This is a genomic window from Brevibacillus humidisoli (assembly GCF_020923435.1).
GTDB lineage: Bacteria > Bacillota > Bacilli > Brevibacillales > Brevibacillaceae > Brevibacillus_E > Brevibacillus_E humidisoli.
The window spans coordinates 4,511,710-4,530,849 of sequence record NZ_CP087263.1 but is presented as its reverse complement, the minus strand read 5'-3'; the positions used below and the strand labels follow the sequence as shown (position 1 = coordinate 4,530,849).

At 50.9% G+C, this 19,140-nt stretch carries 17 protein-coding genes; 1 reads left to right on the top strand and 16 read right to left on the bottom strand.

Features of this window, described 5'->3' with window-relative positions:
- Positions 1 to 303 precede the first annotated feature (303 nt).
- Positions 304 to 708, top strand: a complete 405-nt coding sequence (locus LOK74_RS22035; protein ID WP_230044107.1) for a globin domain-containing protein — start codon at positions 304 to 306, stop codon at positions 706 to 708.
- 23 nt (positions 709 to 731) lie between these two features.
- On the opposite strand, the gene LOK74_RS22030 is transcribed toward LOK74_RS22035, so the two are convergent.
- The 16 genes from LOK74_RS22030 to rplJ form a co-directional block, all read right to left on the bottom strand.
- Entirely contained in the window at positions 732 to 1,667 is a 936-nt protein-coding gene (locus LOK74_RS22030) for a DMT family transporter (protein ID WP_230044106.1), read from the bottom strand.
- Positions 1,668 to 2,105: 438 nt separating this feature from the next.
- On the bottom strand, positions 2,106 to 2,333 hold the full coding sequence (locus LOK74_RS22025; protein WP_230044105.1) for a hypothetical protein: 228 nt from the start codon (positions 2,331 to 2,333) through the stop codon (positions 2,106 to 2,108).
- Positions 2,334 to 2,441: 108 nt separating this feature from the next.
- Complete coding sequence (locus LOK74_RS22020) at positions 2,442 to 2,927, bottom strand: hypothetical protein (protein WP_230044104.1); 486 nt, start codon at positions 2,925 to 2,927, stop codon at positions 2,442 to 2,444.
- Positions 2,928 to 3,037: 110 nt separating this feature from the next.
- Positions 3,038 to 4,093 (bottom strand): exonuclease/endonuclease/phosphatase family protein, encoded by a 1,056-nt coding sequence (locus tag LOK74_RS22015; protein WP_230044103.1) that lies wholly within the window; start codon positions 4,091 to 4,093, stop codon positions 3,038 to 3,040.
- A 137-nt stretch (positions 4,094 to 4,230) separates the two neighbouring features.
- Positions 4,231 to 4,350, bottom strand: a complete 120-nt coding sequence (locus tag LOK74_RS22010; protein ID WP_420908704.1) for a small, acid-soluble spore protein, alpha/beta type — start codon at positions 4,348 to 4,350, stop codon at positions 4,231 to 4,233.
- A gap of 48 nt (positions 4,351 to 4,398) precedes the next feature.
- Positions 4,399 to 4,596 (bottom strand): hypothetical protein, encoded by a 198-nt coding sequence (locus tag LOK74_RS22005; protein ID WP_230044102.1) that lies wholly within the window; start codon positions 4,594 to 4,596, stop codon positions 4,399 to 4,401.
- A 248-nt stretch (positions 4,597 to 4,844) separates the two neighbouring features.
- Positions 4,845 to 6,035, bottom strand: coding sequence for an elongation factor Tu (gene tuf, locus LOK74_RS22000; RefSeq protein WP_230044101.1), 1,191 nt, complete (start codon positions 6,033 to 6,035; stop codon positions 4,845 to 4,847).
- 126 nt (positions 6,036 to 6,161) lie between these two features.
- Positions 6,162 to 8,240: an elongation factor G gene (gene fusA / locus LOK74_RS21995; RefSeq protein ID WP_230044100.1), complete on the bottom strand. Its 2,079-nt coding sequence runs from the start codon at positions 8,238 to 8,240 to the stop codon at positions 6,162 to 6,164.
- 70 nt (positions 8,241 to 8,310) lie between these two features.
- Positions 8,311 to 8,781, bottom strand: coding sequence for a 30S ribosomal protein S7 (gene rpsG, locus LOK74_RS21990; protein WP_230044099.1), 471 nt, complete (start codon positions 8,779 to 8,781; stop codon positions 8,311 to 8,313).
- A gap of 65 nt (positions 8,782 to 8,846) precedes the next feature.
- Complete coding sequence (gene rpsL, locus LOK74_RS21985) at positions 8,847 to 9,269, bottom strand: 30S ribosomal protein S12 (protein WP_230044098.1); 423 nt, start codon at positions 9,267 to 9,269, stop codon at positions 8,847 to 8,849.
- 121 nt (positions 9,270 to 9,390) lie between these two features.
- Positions 9,391 to 9,645, bottom strand: a complete 255-nt coding sequence (locus LOK74_RS21980; protein WP_230044097.1) for a 50S ribosomal protein L7ae-like protein — start codon at positions 9,643 to 9,645, stop codon at positions 9,391 to 9,393.
- A 154-nt stretch (positions 9,646 to 9,799) separates the two neighbouring features.
- The gene (gene rpoC / locus LOK74_RS21975; protein WP_230044096.1) at positions 9,800 to 13,429 is read right to left on the bottom strand and encodes a DNA-directed RNA polymerase subunit beta'; all 3,630 of its coding nucleotides are present in this window, start codon (positions 13,427 to 13,429) and stop codon (positions 9,800 to 9,802) included.
- A gap of 27 nt (positions 13,430 to 13,456) precedes the next feature.
- Positions 13,457 to 16,996, bottom strand: coding sequence for a DNA-directed RNA polymerase subunit beta (rpoB, locus tag LOK74_RS21970; RefSeq protein WP_230044095.1), 3,540 nt, complete (start codon positions 16,994 to 16,996; stop codon positions 13,457 to 13,459).
- 484 nt (positions 16,997 to 17,480) lie between these two features.
- The gene (locus LOK74_RS21965; protein WP_230044094.1) at positions 17,481 to 18,077 is read right to left on the bottom strand and encodes a class I SAM-dependent methyltransferase; all 597 of its coding nucleotides are present in this window, start codon (positions 18,075 to 18,077) and stop codon (positions 17,481 to 17,483) included.
- Positions 18,078 to 18,161: 84 nt separating this feature from the next.
- The gene (rplL, locus tag LOK74_RS21960; protein WP_230044093.1) at positions 18,162 to 18,530 is read right to left on the bottom strand and encodes a 50S ribosomal protein L7/L12; all 369 of its coding nucleotides are present in this window, start codon (positions 18,528 to 18,530) and stop codon (positions 18,162 to 18,164) included.
- 74 nt (positions 18,531 to 18,604) lie between these two features.
- Positions 18,605 to 19,120 (bottom strand): 50S ribosomal protein L10, encoded by a 516-nt coding sequence (rplJ, locus tag LOK74_RS21955; RefSeq protein WP_230044092.1) that lies wholly within the window; start codon positions 19,118 to 19,120, stop codon positions 18,605 to 18,607.
- Positions 19,121 to 19,140: the final 20 nt, after the last annotated feature.

Here is a 19,140-nt window from a genome sequence, read left to right as displayed (position 1 = left end):
CCATGGCAAAGGGGCCAGGCGTGTCAGCAACCTCCCACTTCATCGCAAGTCCATGACCAACATTCACTATTGTACTAAAAACGAATAGGCGACGCAAGAATTTTTTCTTTCATCGCTTGGTCCCTTTTCCTGTACAAATGCTTGTCGGAATCCAGTTTTGGGCTCACCTTGCCTATGTTACCGATTCTCGTTGCAAAGCGCAAGCGGAACTGACTGCCAATGCCAGAGGTGATTCTCATCTGAGAGTTTCCATTTGTGATACAATAGACGGCAGATCCTTACCTATCAAAAGGAGGCACCCATATGGCTCAACTGCATGACAATCCATACGAGCTGATCGGCGGATCCGAGACAATAGCCAATCTGGTTGACAACTTTTACGACCTGGTGAAGCAGAACCCAGACCTATCCCCGCTGTTCCCCGAGGATTTTACGCAGGTAAAGGAAAAGCAATACTGCTTTCTCACGCAATATCTCGGCGGGCCCGCTCTTTACAGCCAGCGTTATGGCCACCCGATGCTTCGGGCCCGTCATCTGCCGTTCCCAATCACCCCGACAAGGGCGCAGGCTTGGCTATCCTGCATGAGTGAAGCGATGGATCGAATCGGATTGGAGGGGCCGATACGGCAGACGATTTTCCAGCGGATGACGATGATCGCGCACCATATGGTCAATACAATAGAAGAAAACCAAGCGGGGCAGGAGTGATCTCTCGCTTGGTTTTCTTTCTTTCATCCATTCAGTTGTTTGCCTAGTTTCGTTACGGCGAGCGGTGCTGAACTCCGTTGATAGGAACCAAGGTAGACCCCCATTATGATCATTGCCAGCGCCAGCAGATGAAGCAGTCCCAGCGATTCGCCTAACAGCAGTGCCGCAAATAATAAACTGGTTAGCGGCATACCGTTGAGAAAAACTGATGTTCTGCCTGCTCCCAACTGCCTGATGCCATGGTTCCAGCCTAGTGTGCCAAGACCGGTTGCCAAGGCTCCCGACACGACGATCACCAGCCAGGTAAACGGCTCTGTGTCAATCGAGCTGAATACCGCTGCCGGATACACCAGTATAGCAGTCGACCAGAGGAGCACGGAGGCAATTGCATGAGAATAGGCGGTTACCACCAGTACGTGTGTTCCTCGAGCTGTTGCTTTTCGAATGAGCAGCCCCCCGATCACGTACATCAGCATCGACAGAAAAATCAAAAGGTCACCAAAGCCGCGCAACGCAACGCCGCCTTCTCCCGTTTGCGACAGCACCACAATCAGCACACCAATGAGGCCAATGCCGATCCCGACCACTTTTCTTTTTGTTAGGGGTTCACCCAGGAATGGAACGGCAAGCAGTGCGGTTACCAACGGGTTTAATCCGAGAATGAGAGAGGTATTGCCAGCCGATGTATGTTGAACACCCCAAGCGATAAAGATTTGGTGCAGGGTGATCGAACTGGCACTCACACCGATGATCAACAGCCAGTCCTGCCACTGCAGTTTCGTTCTTCCCACTTTCCAAAGCACAAACGGAAGCAGCACGGAAGCAGCAATCGTCATGCGAATCGCTGCAATCAGCACCGGCGGAAAAAAAGAGAGATACTTGACCATCACCACGTTCAGACCCCAAAGCGTAATGACCCCGGTCAAGATAACGTAGATATATTTCTCACTTTGCTGCATGGTTTCCCTTCTCCCTGACTCGTTCTTACTCTATTGGTGTATTGTAGCATACCGCTTTCCTATTCGTTATGGAGATTTTTGATTGCCGCAATCGAGCCACTCGATAAATTCATGAAAAGCAGGGCGTTCTGGTAAATCCCGAAGAGATTGCCGGATCATTGTTATGTATTCGGAAGAAGGATCGAAATGGTATGAGTAAAATGTTCGTGGGCAGGCAGGAGGTGATTTTGAGAGGAATTCTTGGTCGGAGGGTATGGAAGTGCTATTCGATTCTGGCTCACTTTTGTGACGGCTCTTGTATTGATCTCCCGCTTTCATGCGCCTTAGCGCAATCTCCTGCATCAAGGCAATCGCACGGGTTCGACTTACAAAGAACCTGCCCCGCTTCCTGATCAATATGCAGAATCATGACCGGCATGGATTGACCTAGAAACTCGCTCATTTCAGATGTTTTCTCAAACCGGTTTCCATCCGTGGCACAATTCCCTTCACAGTCCCGGTCGGCTCTACCTCCAACACCCAGCAGCGGACAGACTCTCCATTTAATTTGTGAGTTTCCAACCCGACCACATTGGCTTGAATGGCCATGTCATTTTGCTTGGTGGCGAACAACTCCGCCCAAAAGTTCTTGTGATCCCCACTGCGTTCCAAGATGTTTGCCAACATAAAACATTCCTCCTCTTTCATCTTGAGACTTTCGTGTAAACGAGATTTAAGAACTGGAACATCCCCTCCAGATGATTCTAGGGGGATGTTTATGATTTTTCTATACCATTAAATTAACTCCGACCACACAGCAACGGTTTGAAAATATAGATTTCTCATTTCGTCTTCTTGAATGTCTGGACGCAACTCTTTAAACCATTCTGCTTCCATGTCTTCTTCTTTAAACTCAGAAGGTCTCCAAAGAGTTAAGCCTAGTTCTGGGAAAATGTAAGTACATCCTACTTCCCAATGGGTTCGGTCATACCTTGATATCCTATCAATCATTTCCACAAGCTCTTCTGCTTTCGTGTTGAATACATCGATATCCCGAAACAGGCAGTTGAAGTGTTCCTTAGCATAGCAACAAAGTTCTACAAATATGACTTTACCGTCAGAGTCATAACGTGTCTTAAACAAACTGTAAAAGCTAAAGTGACGATCTATCTTCAAGTATTTTTCTGAAAATGCTTGTAAGGTATCCTTCACTTCCCTTTCGGTCATCCCAAGTTTTATGGGGCCAATTCCGATACCTGGTTCAATGAGTAGGGTATCCATTATCATTCTCCTTTCTGAGGTTAAGAAAAGGAATCCTTCTGATATGTTCTAAGAAATGATGAAACCTTGCTTATGAAAAGGAACTCCTTATTTATCATCGTGGATACATCTTAGTTTTCGTTTGAACCAAAATAATCTTCATACATCAATACTGCTTCTCCTAGTTCTTCTTCGTATTTAAAGTAAAGATTATCAAATCTCTCTTCTGAGTCCTCAGAATTTGCTAGGGCTTCAAGTTCGAATTCTATTAATTCACTATATTTTTGTTTCTTCAGTAGTTCGATCTCTTTCTGACGGAATTTTGTGTTCCCTCCATAGTTAGGTGTATTATAATGATCTTCCACTATCATTCTAATGGCGGGAGCATAGTTAGGATCAAATCCAGCCACTTCTAAAGCTTTTTTTGAAACAAGATGATGCCGATGACCACCCAACGATGACAACTCTTTGTAAATATCTGTATTGAAGTTATACCTTTCGTTCGACGCATTAATGATACCCTTATTTGTATAGGGAAGAGAATTCCCTTCGTCAGTGACAGTCAAGTCAAATTCAAAATAATCCGCAACTGCACTGATTCGAGTACGCCAACCATAAAAAGATCCGCTTTTTACATTCGTCTCCTTTACAGGTTTTGAGTCTACCCAATCCCAACTTCTCCCATCCTTATTGTATTTTGTTACAGTCCCAATGATGCTATCTACTGGGTCAACACCAAGTTGTAGATGCACTAGCTCTAAATTGCATCCCCAGTCATATGCCAGAAGTCTTATTGCAATAAGTCCATCTATGTCGTCAGCGTTACGTATAACCCCAATCTGTATGTCATTTTGTATAGGCTCAGTCGTTGGCTCTGACATTACTAAGCCATACTTTTCTTCTAATCTCTTCTTTTCTTCAGCACTAAAATTAGTATCAGATTTCTCTAGAGGTTGTACGTCGGGATTATCGACAAATTCTTGCAATTCGTCATAAAGATGATTCTTCTCAAGGAATTCCACCACATCTGGATGCTCGTCAAGCTCTTCGATACGAAAGACTTCAGAGCTTGACTTAGGTTTTTGTTCTGCTACTACTTCCTCACTTGCAAATAATGAGTTTGTAAAAACACTAGATAGTAGCAAAAGAGTTAAAAGCGTAAGCGACATAAATTTTTTGAAGCTCATAATTGTTCCGCCTTTCTAAATCTCTTACATAATACCATTTGTATCCATATTTAGCAATAATACCAATGTAATAAATTATCAAATAAAGAGGGGATACCCATATGAAAACGTGTCCTAACTATTACTTTATTCATTCATTAGAATTTAAACAATTTCTGCTCTGCCAGTTTAACCAGACTTTTCGTCATCTCTCCCCCTACGCTCCTATATTGATGGGCTATCGTGTCCGCGCCTAGCGTAATCCAAATTCTTGACACACTATTGGATTCAGCTAGTTCTCATGTCAACGAATCTTCCGATGGGCCTCAAAGCGGTTGCCGGGTCTTCGACTTGGCATCCCCCATCCCGGCGAAAAAGGGGTAGATCACCGCGTAATTCTCATTCCAGATCGGGTCGCCAAACTTGCCCCTCATCTGTGTGATGGGATTGTATTCACTGATCACTTTCTTGATCGTTCGTTCCGTGATGACATCCTTGAAAAAATCCGCGTTAGACGGACGCAAAATAAAGCCGCCGTACATGGTGGCGGTATGATAGTGGTGCCCGCCCGCTTCGTGCTGGCGCAGTGGACAGTTTTGCTTCCCTGGAGGTTGGCAACGGAGTGACTGGAGGGAAAAGGGACGTTCTCCCCCACGCCCTCCCCCCCTTTGTCTACAGTCTGAAGGGGAGCACTTCGGCTCCCCTCAGTTATATACGCTTATACATTAAAAAAACCTGACAACTGTACGTTGCCAGGTTTTTTCCCAGTCGATTACTCAACGATTTGCGATACGACTCCAGCACCTACAGTACGGCCACCTTCGCGGATAGCGAAGCGAGTACCTTGCTCCATTGCTACCGGTGCGATCAGTTCTACTTCAAACTCGGTGTTGTCACCAGGCATAATCATCTCAACGCCTTCCGGCAGTTTGATGATGCCAGTAACGTCCGTGGTACGGAAGTAGAATTGCGGACGGTAGTTGGCAAAGAACGGAGTGTGACGGCCGCCCTCTTCTTTGGACAGTACGTATACTTCGCACTTAAACTTGGTGTAAGGTTTAACGGAACCCGGCTTGGCCAGACATTGACCGCGCTCGATTTCCTTACGCTCAACACCACGGAGCAGGGCACCGATGTTGTCACCAGCTTCTGCTTGGTCGAGCAGTTTGCGGAACATCTCTACACCTGTTACAGTAGTAGACTTGGTCTCTTCAGCCAGACCAACGATTTCTACGGAGTCACCCACTTTTACGATACCGCGCTCTACACGACCGGTAGCAACGGTACCACGACCAGTGATGGTGAATACGTCCTCTACCGGCATCAGGAACGGCTTGTCAGTAGCACGCTCAGGGGTAGGGATGTAGGCATCTACTGCATCCATCAGCTCGATGATTTTTTGTCCCCAATCGCTGCCCGGGTTTTCCAGAGCTTGCAGAGCGGATCCTTTGATGACCGGAATGTCGTCACCAGGGAACTCATATTGCGACAGCAGGTCGCGGATTTCCATTTCAACCAGTTCCAACAGCTCTTCGTCGTCTACCATGTCGCACTTGTTCATGAAGACTACGATGTACGGAACACCTACTTGGCGGGAGAGCAGGATGTGCTCGCGCGTTTGCGGCATCGGACCGTCAGCAGCGGATACAACCAGGATTGCTCCGTCCATTTGAGCTGCACCGGTGATCATGTTTTTCACGTAGTCGGCGTGGCCTGGGCAGTCAACGTGAGCATAGTGGCGGTTTTCCGTTTCATACTCAACGTGTGCCGTGTTGATCGTGATACCGCGCTCGCGCTCTTCCGGAGCAGCGTCGATGCTGCCGTAGTCCATTGCTTTTGCTTTCCCTTGAGAAGCAAGTACAGTGGTGATTGCAGCAGTCAGCGTGGTTTTACCGTGGTCAACGTGACCGATCGTACCAATGTTTACATGCGGTTTACTCCGCTCAAATTTTTCTTTTGCCATGTGAACCTAATCCTCCTTAAACGGTAAGGGTTAATTAAATGAAAGAAAGGTTTACCCTATCGGGTTGATCTGCCCAACCATATTGTAAACCTTTCTTTGTACACGTAAAAGATGGAACTTGGCGTTTTATTCGCCTTTTGCCTTTTTGATGATCTCGTCAGCGATGCTCTTCGGCACTTCTTCGTAGTGGTCGAGATGCATCGAGTACTGACCGCGACCTTGGGTGCGCGAACGCAGCACAGTAGAGTAGCCAAACATCTCCGCCAGCGGAACCATGGCGCGGATCACCTGCGCATTAGCGCGAGCTTCCATCCCTTCGATCCGTCCACGGCGGGAGTTGAGGTCACCCATTACGTCACCCATGTACTCTTCCGGTACAGTAACTTCGACTCTCATCACAGGTTCCAAGATAACAGCATTACATTTTTTCGCTGCTTCTTTCAATGCGAGAGAACCAGCTACTTTAAATGCCATCTCAGAGGAGTCAACATCGTGGTAGCTACCGTCAACGAGAACAGCTTTGATATCAACCAGCGGATAGCCGGCCAATACGCCGTTCTTCATCGCTTCTTCAATACCAGCCTGAACAGCCGGTACGTATTCTCTCGGCACTACGCCACCGACGATTTTGTTTTCAAACTCGAAGCCTTGACCTGGCTCAAGCGGGGAGAACTCCACCCAAACGTGCCCGTATTGACCACGGCCACCAGATTGGCGAACAAACTTCCCTTCGACTTTAGCCGATCCGCGGAACGTTTCACGATACGCGACTTGCGGAGCGCCAACGTTGGCATCCACTTTAAACTCGCGCTTCAGACGGTCTACGATGATCTCCAGGTGAAGCTCACCCATACCGGCGATAATTGTCTGACCTGTCTCTTCGTCTGTCCGGGCCCGGAAAGTAGGATCTTCTTCAGCCAGCTTGGACAGAGCCACACCCATTTTATCTTGGTCCGCTTTCGACTTCGGCTCGATTGCCACGTCGATGACTGGCTCTGGGAACTGCATGGACTCCAGAATGACTGGCGCTTTCTCGTCACACAGTGTGTCACCGGTTGTCGTTTCTTTCAAACCTACTGCAGCTGCGATATCGCCAGAGTATACGACCGGAATCTCTTCGCGGTGGTTGGCGTGCATCTGCAGAATACGACCGACGCGCTCGCGCTTGCCTTTGGTCGAGTTCAAGACATAAGAACCGGAAGAAAGCGTACCGGAATAAACGCGGAAGAAAGTCAGCTTACCAACATACGGGTCGGTCATGATCTTGAACGCCAACGCCGAGAATGGGCCGTTGTCGTCAGATTCACGCGTAACCTCTTCCTCCGAATCCGGCAGCGTACCTCTGATCGCAGGTACGTCCAGCGGAGACGGCAGGTAGTCCACCACAGCATCAAGCATCAGCTGAACACCTTTGTTTTTATAAGAAGAACCACACAGGACCGGAACCAGCTTGACTTCTACCGTACCTTTGCGGAGAGCGCCTTTGATCTCCTCGATCGTCAGCTCTTCACCTTCGAGGTACTTCATCATCAGTTCCTCGTCTTGCTCGGCAGCTGCTTCGACAAGCTGCAGGTGCAGTTGTTCACACTTCTCTTTCAAGTCGTCTGGAATGTCGTGTGCTTCCGTCCGTGTACCCAGGTCATCCGTGTAGGTATAAGCCTGCATGGTAACCAGGTCGACGATACCGGTGAAATTGTCCTCTGCTCCGATCGGATATTGGATCGGCACAGGGTTTGCACCAAGTCGGTCACGGATCTGGTCTACACACATGTCGAAGTTGGCGCCAATGATATCCATCTTGTTGATGTAGCAGATACGCGGCACACCATAGTTGTCCGCCTGACGCCAAACTGTCTCCGATTGAGGCTCGACTCCGCCCTTGGCATCAAAAACTGCAACCGTACCATCGAGTACGCGCAGGGAACGTTCTACTTCAACCGTGAAGTCTACGTGTCCTGGTGTATCGATGATATTGATGCGGTGGCCTTTCCATTGAGCAGTTGTGGCAGCAGAGGTGATGGTAATACCACGCTCTTGCTCTTGCTCCATCCAGTCCATGGTTGCGGCACCTTCGTGCACTTCCCCAATCTTGTGGACACGACCGGTGTAAAACAGAATGCGCTCTGTCGTGGTCGTTTTTCCAGCGTCGATATGGGCCATGATCCCGATGTTGCGCGTATTCGCTAGAGAAAACTCGCGAGCCATCTCGGAATGCTCCTTCCTTCCTCATATGTGAGAATATGCAGGCATCCAAAGCGGACACCCGCTTTGGATTCTACCAACGATAGTGCGCAAATGCTTTGTTTGCTTCTGCCATTTTGTGAGTATCCTCACGTTTTTTGACAGCGGCACCTGTGTTGTTGGCTGCATCGATAATTTCGTTTGCCAAACGCTCCTGCATGGTTTTCTCACCGCGAGTGCGAGCGTAGTTGACCAACCAACGCAGACCCAGCGTCGTACGGCGCTCAGGCTTCACTTCGATCGGCACCTGGTAGTTCGCACCACCGACACGGCGAGCTTTTACTTCCAGTACAGGCATGATATTTTTCAGTGCTTCTTCAAACACTTCCATCGGATCGCGGCCAGTGCGCTCCTGTACGATACCAAATGCGTTGTACAGAATGTTCTGCGCGACACCACGCTTCCCATCAATCATCATGCGGTTGATGAGGCGGGTAACCAACTTGCTGTTGTAGATCGGATCAGGCAATACATCCCGACGGGCAACCGGTCCTTTACGAGGCATCTTGTTCCCCTCCTTTTTCTAAGATCTGTTGCTGCATATGCTGTGTGGATCGCTTATTTTTTGGCTTATTTTTTGGCTTCTTTCGGACGTTTCGTACCATATTTGGAGCGGCCTTGCATACGGTTGTTAACGCCAGCCGTATCCAGTGCGCCACGCACGATATGGTAACGAACCCCTGGCAGGTCTTTTACCCGGCCGCCACGCACAAGCACAACGCTGTGCTCCTGCAGGTTATGGCCGATACCGCCGATGTATGCGGTAACCTCGATGCCGTTGGTCAAGCGCACACGAGCGTATTTACGAAGCGCGGAGTTTGGTTTCTTCGGCGTCATCGTACCTACGCGGGTGCATACACCGCGTTTTTGCGGAGAGCTTTGGTTCGTTTGCGACTTTTTGAAGCTGTTGTACCCCTTTTGCAGAGCCGGGGACTTCGACTTCACAAACTTGTCTTTACGACCCTTGCGCACTAATTGGTTGATTGTAGGCATGATGCTGTACCCCCTTCCTTTTACCCATCTTTAAGACCACAGATCCAGGTGAGTCATTTTTGGGTCAAATAGAAAGTTCTTGTCTGGCAAGCTGCCAAACAGCCTGCAAAACAAAAACATCTCATACAGTCTTTTTGATCGCAGCAGCTGCTGCACCGACCTCTATTCCGCACGCCTTCCCAAGACGGCGCATGGAATCGACGTAAATGACTGGAACACCCTTTTCCTTGCAAAGCAGCTGCACTTTTTGGATCAGACGCTTGTCGGCATCCTCGGATAGGTAGACTTCTTCTACCTGTCCTGACTCCACCGCTTTGATCGTCTGCTTGATCCCGATGGTCAGCTCCTTGGCCCGCTCCACTTTTTCATAAGACATGACTTCATATCCTCCAAAGCAAAGGTATCAGGCACACTAGAATATAATATCAGGTCGATATCGCAATGTCAACTCAGTTTTTGCGTCTTTTTGCAATGCAGAGATTCGGTGGGAAAAGCGGTGCCCATCACGAGATGGGCACCTGTTTCGATCGCTATTCTGCCACCGGTACAGCTTCTTTCTCTGCTTCTTCCTGGTTTAGATTTGCTTCGTATTCGGTCTTGGTCACCACTCGTGTGCTGCGGTAGCGGGACATGCCCGTGCCTGCAGGGATCAGTTTTCCGATAATCACGTTCTCCTTGAGGCCGAGCAGTCGATCCACTTTTCCTTTGATCGCAGCGTCGGTCAGGACGCGCGTCGTCTCCTGGAAGGAGGCGGCAGACAGGAACGAGTCGGTTTCCAGCGAAGCTTTGGTAATCCCCAGCAGCACCGGACGTCCAACTGCCGGTCTTCTGCCTTCCAGCAGCACTTTGGCGTTGGCCTGCTCGAATTCGTGCACTTCCACATAGGACCCTGGCAGCAAGTCGGTCTCGCCATTGTCGACAACACGGATCTTCCGCAGCATCTGCCGGATCATCACTTCGATGTGCTTGTCGTTGATCTCTACCCCCTGCATCCGGTATACCTTTTGCACTTCTTGCAGGATGTAGTTGGACACACCGCGCAAGCCGCGAACCTTGAGCATCTCTTTCGGGTCTACGGAACCCTCGGTCAGTTCATCCCCCGCACTCAGCTTGCTGCCAACCGATACTTTGATCCGCGCGCCGTACGGTACGGCGTATACTTTGTTTTCCGCTTCGCCGCGCACTTCGATCTCGCGACGGTCTTTTCCTTCGCGGATGTCGATCACTTCACCGTCAATCTCGGTGATCACCGCCTGCCCTTTCGGATTCCGCGCCTCGAACAGCTCCTGAATCCGCGGCAAACCTTGCGTGATATCGTCACCAGCCACACCACCCGTGTGGAACGTACGCATCGTCAGCTGCGTACCCGGTTCACCGATCGATTGTGCGGCAATAATGCCGACCGATTCCCCGATTTCCACTTCAGCACCGGTCGCCAGGTTGCGCCCATAGCAGCGTTTGCAGACGCCATGACTGGTGCGGCAAGCGAGAACGTTACGGATGTAGACGTCTTTAATACCGGCTTTGACGATTTCGTCGGCAATATCTTCACTAATCTCTTCATTGCGGCCAATAATGACTTCTCCCGTCTCCGGATGGCGCACGGTCTCAAAGCAGGTCCGGCCGATGAGGCGGTCAGACAGCTTTTCGATCTCCTCTTTTCCATCCGTGATCGCACTGATCCGAATCCCTTTGTCGGTACCACAGTCGATCTCCCGAACGATGACGTCCTGGGCAACATCAACCAGTCGGCGGGTCAGGTAACCGGAGTCAGCCGTTCTGAGCGCCGTGTCGGCAAGACCTTTCCGCGCACCGTGCGTAGAGATGAAGTACTCCAACACGGTCAGTCCTTCCCGGAAGTTGGAGATGATCGGCAGCTCGATGATCCGACCAGACGGGTTGGCCATCAGACCCCGCATTCCGGCAAGCTGAGTAATCTGCGATACGTTACCGCGGGCACCGGAGTTGGCCATCATGTAGATCGCGTTAAATTTGTCCATCGACTTCATCAGTACGTCGGTCACTTCATCCTTGGCTTTTGACCAGATGGAGATGACGCGGTCGTACCGCTCGTCTTCGGTAATCAAACCGCGACGATACTGTGTCGTAACCGTTTTGACCTTCTCTTCTGCAGCTTGGATGATCTCTTTTTTCTTCTCCGGCACGACAATGTCGGCCACTGCGATCGTAATCCCTGCCTTGGTTGAGTACATGAAGCCCAGTTCCTTAATCTTGTCGAGGATGACGGCCGTCTGCGTGGTGCCAAAGCGGCGGAAGCACTCGGCGATAATCGTGCCGAGGAAGCCCTTCTTGACCGCTCCGTTATCCGGCAGGGTCTTCACAAACTCTTTCAGGTCAACGCCCTTTTCAAAGACAAAGTATTCGTCAGGCACCTTGCCATTGAGATTTTCCTTGGTCGGCGTATTGATAAAAGGCAGCTCAGGCGGGAAGATCTCGTTGAAGATGATCTTTCCAACGGTGGTAAACATCAGCGCCTCGTGCTGTTCTTCCGTAAATGACGTCTTGTTTAAGCTTTTGGCCGGGACGGCGATGCGCGTATGCAGACTGATATAGCCGTTCTGGTATGCGGCAATCGCGTCCGCCGGGTCGCGGTAGTAAGAGGCCTCTCCTTTGTCGCCTTCGCGTTCCAGGGTCAGATAGTACGATCCGAGCACCATGTCCTGCGATGGTGTAACGACCGGCTTGCCGTCTTTCGGATTAAGAATGTTTTGCGCCGCCAGCATCAGCACACGCGCTTCCGCTTGCGCCTCTGCGGACAGAGGTACGTGCACGGCCATCTGGTCGCCGTCGAAGTCAGCGTTGTAGGCGGTACATACCAGCGGGTGCAGGCGGATGGCGCGACCTTCGACCAATACCGGTTCAAACGCCTGAATCCCCAAACGGTGCAAGGTAGGCGCACGGTTCAGCAGAACAGGATGTTCGCGGATTACTTCCTCCAGAACGTCCCATACTTCCGGCTGCACACGTTCCACTTTCCGTTTGGCGCTTTTGATGTTATGGGCCAGACCCTTGGAAACAAGCTCTTTCATCACAAACGGCTTGAAGAGTTCCAGGGCCATCTCCTTGGGCAGACCACACTGATACATCTTCAGGTTAGGTCCTACTACGATAACCGAGCGACCGGAGTAGTCTACCCGTTTACCGAGCAGGTTTTGCCGGAAGCGGCCTTGCTTACCCTTCAGCATGTGGCTGAGCGATTTGAGCGGACGGTTGCCGGGACCCGTAACCGGGCGACCGCGGCGACCGTTGTCAATCAGCGCATCCACTGCTTCTTGCAGCATCCGCTTCTCGTTTTGCACGATAATGTCCGGCGCTCCCAGTTCGAGGAGACGCTTCAGACGGTTGTTACGGTTAATCACACGGCGGTACAGGTCGTTTAAGTCGGACGTGGCGAAACGTCCACCATCCAACTGGACCATCGGTCGCAGTTCAGGCGGGATGACCGGCAGGACATCCAATACCATCCAGTCCGGATGGTTGCCGGAGTTGCGGAACGCCTCCAATACCTCCAACCGTTTGATCGCACGGTTGCGACGCTGTCCCTGTGCGGTTTTCAGTTCTTCTTTCAACGCGTCTACTTCTTTGTCCAGGTCAATCTCTGCCAGCAGGCGCTTGATCGCTTCCGCTCCCATCATCGCCTGGAACGAGTAGCCGTACTTTTCCCGATAGTTGCGGTATTCCTTTTCAGAAAGGAGCTGTTTCTTGTCAAGCGGCGTGTCCCCCGGATCTGTGACTACATAGGATGCGAAGTAAATCACTTCTTCCAGCGAGCGCGGCGACATGTCCAGAACAAGACCCATTCGGCTGGGAATCCCTTTAAAGTACCAGATGTGGGAAACCGGAGCGGCCAGTTCGATGTGACCCATACGCTCGCGCCGCACTTTGGCTCTCGTCACTTCGACGCCGCAACGGTCACAGACGACACCCTTGTAGCGAACTCGCTTGTACTTGCCGCAGTGACATTCCCAGTCCTTCGTTGGACCAAAGATCCGTTCGCAGAACAAACCGTCTTTTTCCGGCTTGAGTGTGCGGTAGTTGATCGTCTCCGGCTTTTTCACTTCCCCGAAGGACCAAGAGCGAATCTTGTCTGGCGAGGCCAGACCAATCTTCATGTATTCAAAATTATTGACGTCTATCACAGGGCGTTACCTCCCTTGTCCCGGAATCTACTCTTCTTCCAAGTTGCCGCCTTCTAGGACGAGATTCAGTTTCTCGCCAGATCCTTCTTCCTCTTCTTCCATCTCGCGCATCTCGATCTCTTGTTCGTCTTCAGAGAGAATCTTGACATCCATACCCAGGCTTTGCAGTTCCTTGATCAAAACCTTAAATGATTCAGGAACGCCAGGCTCCGGTACGTTTTCTCCCTTGACGATTGCCTCGTAGGTTTTGACGCGACCGACGACGTCATCCGATTTGACAGTCAGAATCTCTTGCAGGGTATAGGCAGCACCGTAAGCTTCCAGTGCCCATACCTCCATCTCGCCGAAGCGCTGACCGCCAAACTGGGCTTTCCCGCCCAACGGCTGCTGCGTAACGAGGGAGTATGGCCCTGTGGAGCGAGCGTGGATTTTGTCGTCGACAAGGTGAGCCAGCTTGAGCATGTATACACAGCCCACTGTCACACGACGGTCAAACGGCTCACCCGTACGGCCATCAAACAGAATCGTTTTTCCGTCACGGTCCAAACCGGCTTCTTCCAATGTGTTGAACACATCGTCTTGACGAGCGCCGTCGAAGACCGGTGTGGCTACGTGGATGCCGAGCATCTTGGCAGCCATCCCGAGATGGGTTTCGAGCACCTGACCGATGTTCATCCGGGACGGAACACCGAGCGGGTTCAGTACGATCTCAACCGGAGAACCGTCGGGCAAGAACGGCATATCCTCTTCCGGCATAATCCGGGCGATAACCCCTTTGTTCCCGTGTCGTCCAGCCATCTTGTCGCCGACCGAAATCTTGCGCTTCTGGGCGATGTAGACGCGGACAAGCTGGTTTACTCCAGGTGGCAGTTCATCGCCGTTGTCGCGCGTAAACACTTTGACATCGACGACAATGCCTGATCCGCCGTGCGGTACACGCAGCGAAGTATCGCGCACTTCACGCGCCTTCTCTCCGAAGATCGCATGCAGCAGGCGCTCTTCTGCGGTCAATTCAGTAACTCCTTTAGGTGTTACTTTCCCTACCAGAATGTCGCCATCCTGAATCTCTGCTCCGACGCGGATAATGCCTCGCTCGTCGAGATTTTTCAGTGCATCCTCCCCGACGTTCGGAATGTCACGCGTAATCTCTTCCGGTCCAAGCTTGGTGTCACGGGCTTCCGACTCGTACTCCTCGATGTGAATGGAGGTGTACACGTCATCCTTCACTAGTTTTTCGCTCAGCAGGATGGCGTCCTCGTAGTTGTACCCTTCCCAAGTCATAAAGGCGACGATGACGTTCCGGCCGAGTGCCAGTTCTCCCTTTTCCGTCGAGGGACCGTCAGCGATAATGTCGCCCGCCTCTATCCAATCACCCGTCTGAACGATTGGCCGCTGGTTAACGCAGGTTCCTTGATTGGAGCGAATGAACTTCTGCATTCTGTACTTGTCGAGATCACCAGCTACCTTTTTGCCGTCAATCTCTTTATACCTGCGGATCCAGATATCGCGAGCCGTAACCCGCTCAACCTGTCCCGGCCACTTGGCCACAATAGCAACACCGGAATCCTTTGCTGCCTTATGCTCCATACCGGTACCGACAAACGGTGCCTGTGGCACCAATAGCGGAACGGCTTGCCGCTGCATGTTGGAACCCATCAGGGCGCGGTTGGCGTCATCGTTTTCCAGGAACGGAATCAATGCGGTCGCAACCGAAACAACCTGCTTGGGTGACACGTCCATAAAGTCAACCTTGTCACGCGGCACGGTCAGGATTTCGCCCCGACGGCGACAGATCACCTGCTCGTTGACAAAATGCCCGTCATCAGTAAGCGGCTGATTAGCCTGCGCCACATTGAAAACATCTTCTTCATCCGCCGTGAGGTAGACGATCTCGTCCAAGACCTTCCCTGTCTCTGGGTCAACTTTGCGGCGCGGGGTCTCGATAAATCCGTAATCGTTGATCCGCGCATAAGAAGACAGCGAGTTGATCAGACCGATATTAGGACCCTCTGGCGTCTCGATCGGACACATCCGCCCATAGTGAGAGTGGTGCACGTCACGCACTTCGAAGCCGGCACGCTCCCGGGTCAAACCACCAGGCCCGAGTGCCGACAGGCGTCGCTTGTGCGTCAACTCAGCCAGCGGATTAGTCTGATCCATGAACTGGGACAATTGTGAACTGCCGAAGAACTCTTTGATCGCCGCAATCACCGGACGGATGTTGATCAGGGCCTGCGGCGTGATCTGATTCTGATCCTGGATCGACATCCGCTCGCGAACGACGCGTTCCATGCGGGACAAACCAATGCGGAATTGGTTCTGCAGCAGTTCTCCTACGGAACGGAGGCGACGATTTCCCAGATGATCAATGTCATCCGTGTTGCCGATATGATGCAACAGGTTAATGAAGTAGTTGATAGAAGCAACAATATCAGCAGGGGTGATATGTTTCACCGATTTTTCGACATTGCCGTTGCCGATAACCTTGATAACCTTGCCATCTTCGACAGGAGAGAAAATATCGATCGACTGCAAGCGAATCGTCTCTTCCTCCAGCACGCCGCCATGCGTGCGTACTTCGAGATAGCCCACTCTCTCTTCGAGCAGCGGCAAAATCCGATCAAGCAGACGGCGGTCGATGATCTGACCTGCTTCCGCGATAATCTCGCCGGTGGCCGGATCGATCAACGATTCTGCCAAACGCTGATTGTACAGTCGGTTCTTTATATGAAGCTTTTTGTTCATTTTGTAACGTCCGACGGAAGCAAGGTCGTAGCGCTTCGGATCGAAGAAGCGAGAGACGAGCAAGCTCTTCGCGTTTTCCGTCGTCGGCGGTTCACCTGGGCGGAGGCGTTCGTAAATCTCGATCAACGCCTTTTCCGTCGAATCGGTGTTGTCTTTTTCCAAGGTGTTTTTGATGTATTCATCTTCTCCGAGCAGGTTGAGAATCTCTACGTCGGAACTGAAGCCAAGTGCACGCAAAAGTACGGTCACCGGGATTTTACGGGTACGGTCGATCCGCACGTAAATGATATCCTTGGCGTCCGTCTCCAGCTCCAACCAGGCGCCGCGATTGGGGATCACGGTCGCAGTAAAGGTCTGTTTGCCATTTTTATCTACTTTCGTGTTATAGTAAACACTAGGGGAACGAACGAGCTGACTGACGATAACGCGCTCGGCTCCGTTGATGATAAACGTACCGGTATCCGTCATCAGCGGGAAGTCTCCCATGAATACTTCCTGCTCTTTTACCTCACCGGTCTCTTTGTTCAGAAGACGTACTTTTACGCGCAGAGGAGCGGCATATGTAACGTCTCGTTCCTTGGACTCGTCTACATCGTACTTGGGTTCACCGAGACTGTAGTCGATGAATTCCAGAACCAGGTTTCCGGTGAAGTCCTGGATCGGCGAAATGTCCTGAAACATCTCCCGCAGCCCCTCATCCAAAAACCACTGGTAAGACTTCTGCTGAATCTCAATCAGATTAGGAAGATCCAGCACCTCGTTAATCCGAGAATACGTGCGACGCTGGCGGTGTCGGCCGCTTTGAATCAGTTTACCTGCCAACTCATTCACCCCTCATGTTTGTGTTACCACACAAAACGGTCATCGCCTTTTTGTGTTCCCTGTCGGGACTGGGAGCATGAAAAACGTTGGACTGTTTTTCACACAAAAATAAAAATGGGTTAAACCAATAACCTCATTTTTAAGCAGAGAGTCTCTATTGTAACAGAGTTCCCACCTTTTTACACTTCCATTCCTCCTTTTTCCAGGGAAATGGAGAAAATGACCCGAAGACTGCTTACCACGCAAACAATGCCTCGATTTCAGCAGCTTGTGACTTCAGTTACAAAATCCTGGTGCAAAAATGGAGGGAAAATCCCTTGACAAAGCAAAAAAAGCCGAAAAAGATAGATTGAACCCATATTGACATTTAATAATGCTATCATAAGCGCTTTTGCACGTCAAGGATGAAAATGGCTCTACGCACATTTTTAGACGGTCTGAATGTGCCCGTCGATTCTGTCCGTCAGTGGACCGACCCTCTTTTCTACTTTCTCGCGCGAAAGATGGAATACCCCTTTTTCCGCTCTACTTCCTCCACTTCCGAGTAGATTTGCTGCAGCTTTTTGTACGCAGAAGGGGCTCCCTGCTTCTTCTGTATCACCACCCACATCGCTCCAGCCGGCCGCAGTAGCGGATATCCCTCTTCAAAGATGCGGTGAACCGTCTCTTTCCCTGCGCGGATGGGCGGGTTGGTGAGAATGACGTCAAACTGACGCCCCTCTACTTCTGCATACAGGTCGCTAACGGCAATCTCTACATTCTGAATCCCGTTCAGCTCCGCGTTCCGGCGTGCCAGTCCAACGGCCCGTTCATTTATGTCGATCATGGTGACTTGGCCGCGCGCTGCCAGTTTGGCGGCAGACAGCCCAATCGGCCCATAGCCGCAGCCAACGTCAAGCACTTCCGCCGTTTCATCGATTTGCATCGTTTCAATCAACAAGAGACTGCCAAAATCGATCCGTTCACGGGAGAATACGCCGGCATCGGTCAAAAAACGAAGCGAGTAACCTCGCAGGGTAAACGTAAAGGAGCGCTCATCATGAGGGATATCCGGACGGTTGGAGTAGTAGTGGTTGGTCACAGTTCAGCACACCTTCCATGGGGTAGTGGTGAACGAAAAATCCCCCGCCGCAGGCAAGGGGATCTCCGTATGGGGAATGAAAGCTTACTTCAGCTCAACAGATGCGCCGGCTTCTTCCAGCTTCGCTTTCATTTGTTCTGCTTCCTCTTTGGACACGCCTTCTTTGATCGCTTTCGGAGCGTTGTCTACCAGGTCTTTTGCTTCTTTCAGGCCAAGACCGGTGATTTCGCGTACCACTTTGATTACGTTGATTTTGGAAGCTCCACCGCTAACCAGTTCTACCGTGAACTCGGTTTGTTCAGCAGCTGCTTCACCGCCGCCAGCGGCACCGCCAACAACAGCTACAGGAGCAGCAGCAGTTACACCGAATTCTTCTTCGATTGCTTTTACCAGATCGTTCAGTTCAAGAACGGACATGCCTTTAATGGCTTCCAAGATTTGCTCTTTACTCATGTGATTAATCCTCCTTTATTGATTCCAAATGTAGTGGCGGTTCACTCTAAGCACAGCGAGCCGCTTGTGATGGATTAGGCGCTTTCGCCTTCTTTTTGGTCGGCAACAGCTTTAACTGCAAGCGCGAAGTTGCGCATCGGAGCTTGCAGCACGCTAAGCAGCATCGACAAGAGACCTTCGCGGGACGGCAAGGAAGCGAGTGCTTTGATCTCCTCGGCACCTACAACTTTTCCTTCGATAATGCCGCCTTTGATCTCCAACTTGTCGTTTTTCTTCGCAAAGTCGACAAGAATTTTCGCCGGAGCAACTACGTCCTCATTGGAGAAAGCGATGGCGTTTGGGCCAAGCAGGTACTGATCCAGTTCGGTCAGTCCTTCTTTTGCCGTAGCCAAACGAGCCAGTGTGTTTTTGTACACTTTGAACTCGATGCCTGCCTCGCGCAGTTGCTGACGGAGTTCTGTCACCTGTGCAACCGACAGTCCGCGGTAGTCTGCGACGACCGTTGTCTGACTTTCGCGCATCTTTGTCGCAATCGTTTCAACGGTTTTTACTTTTTCTTCCCGAATAACGGTGGGACGAACTTCTGCCATGATTACACCTCCCAGCCTGA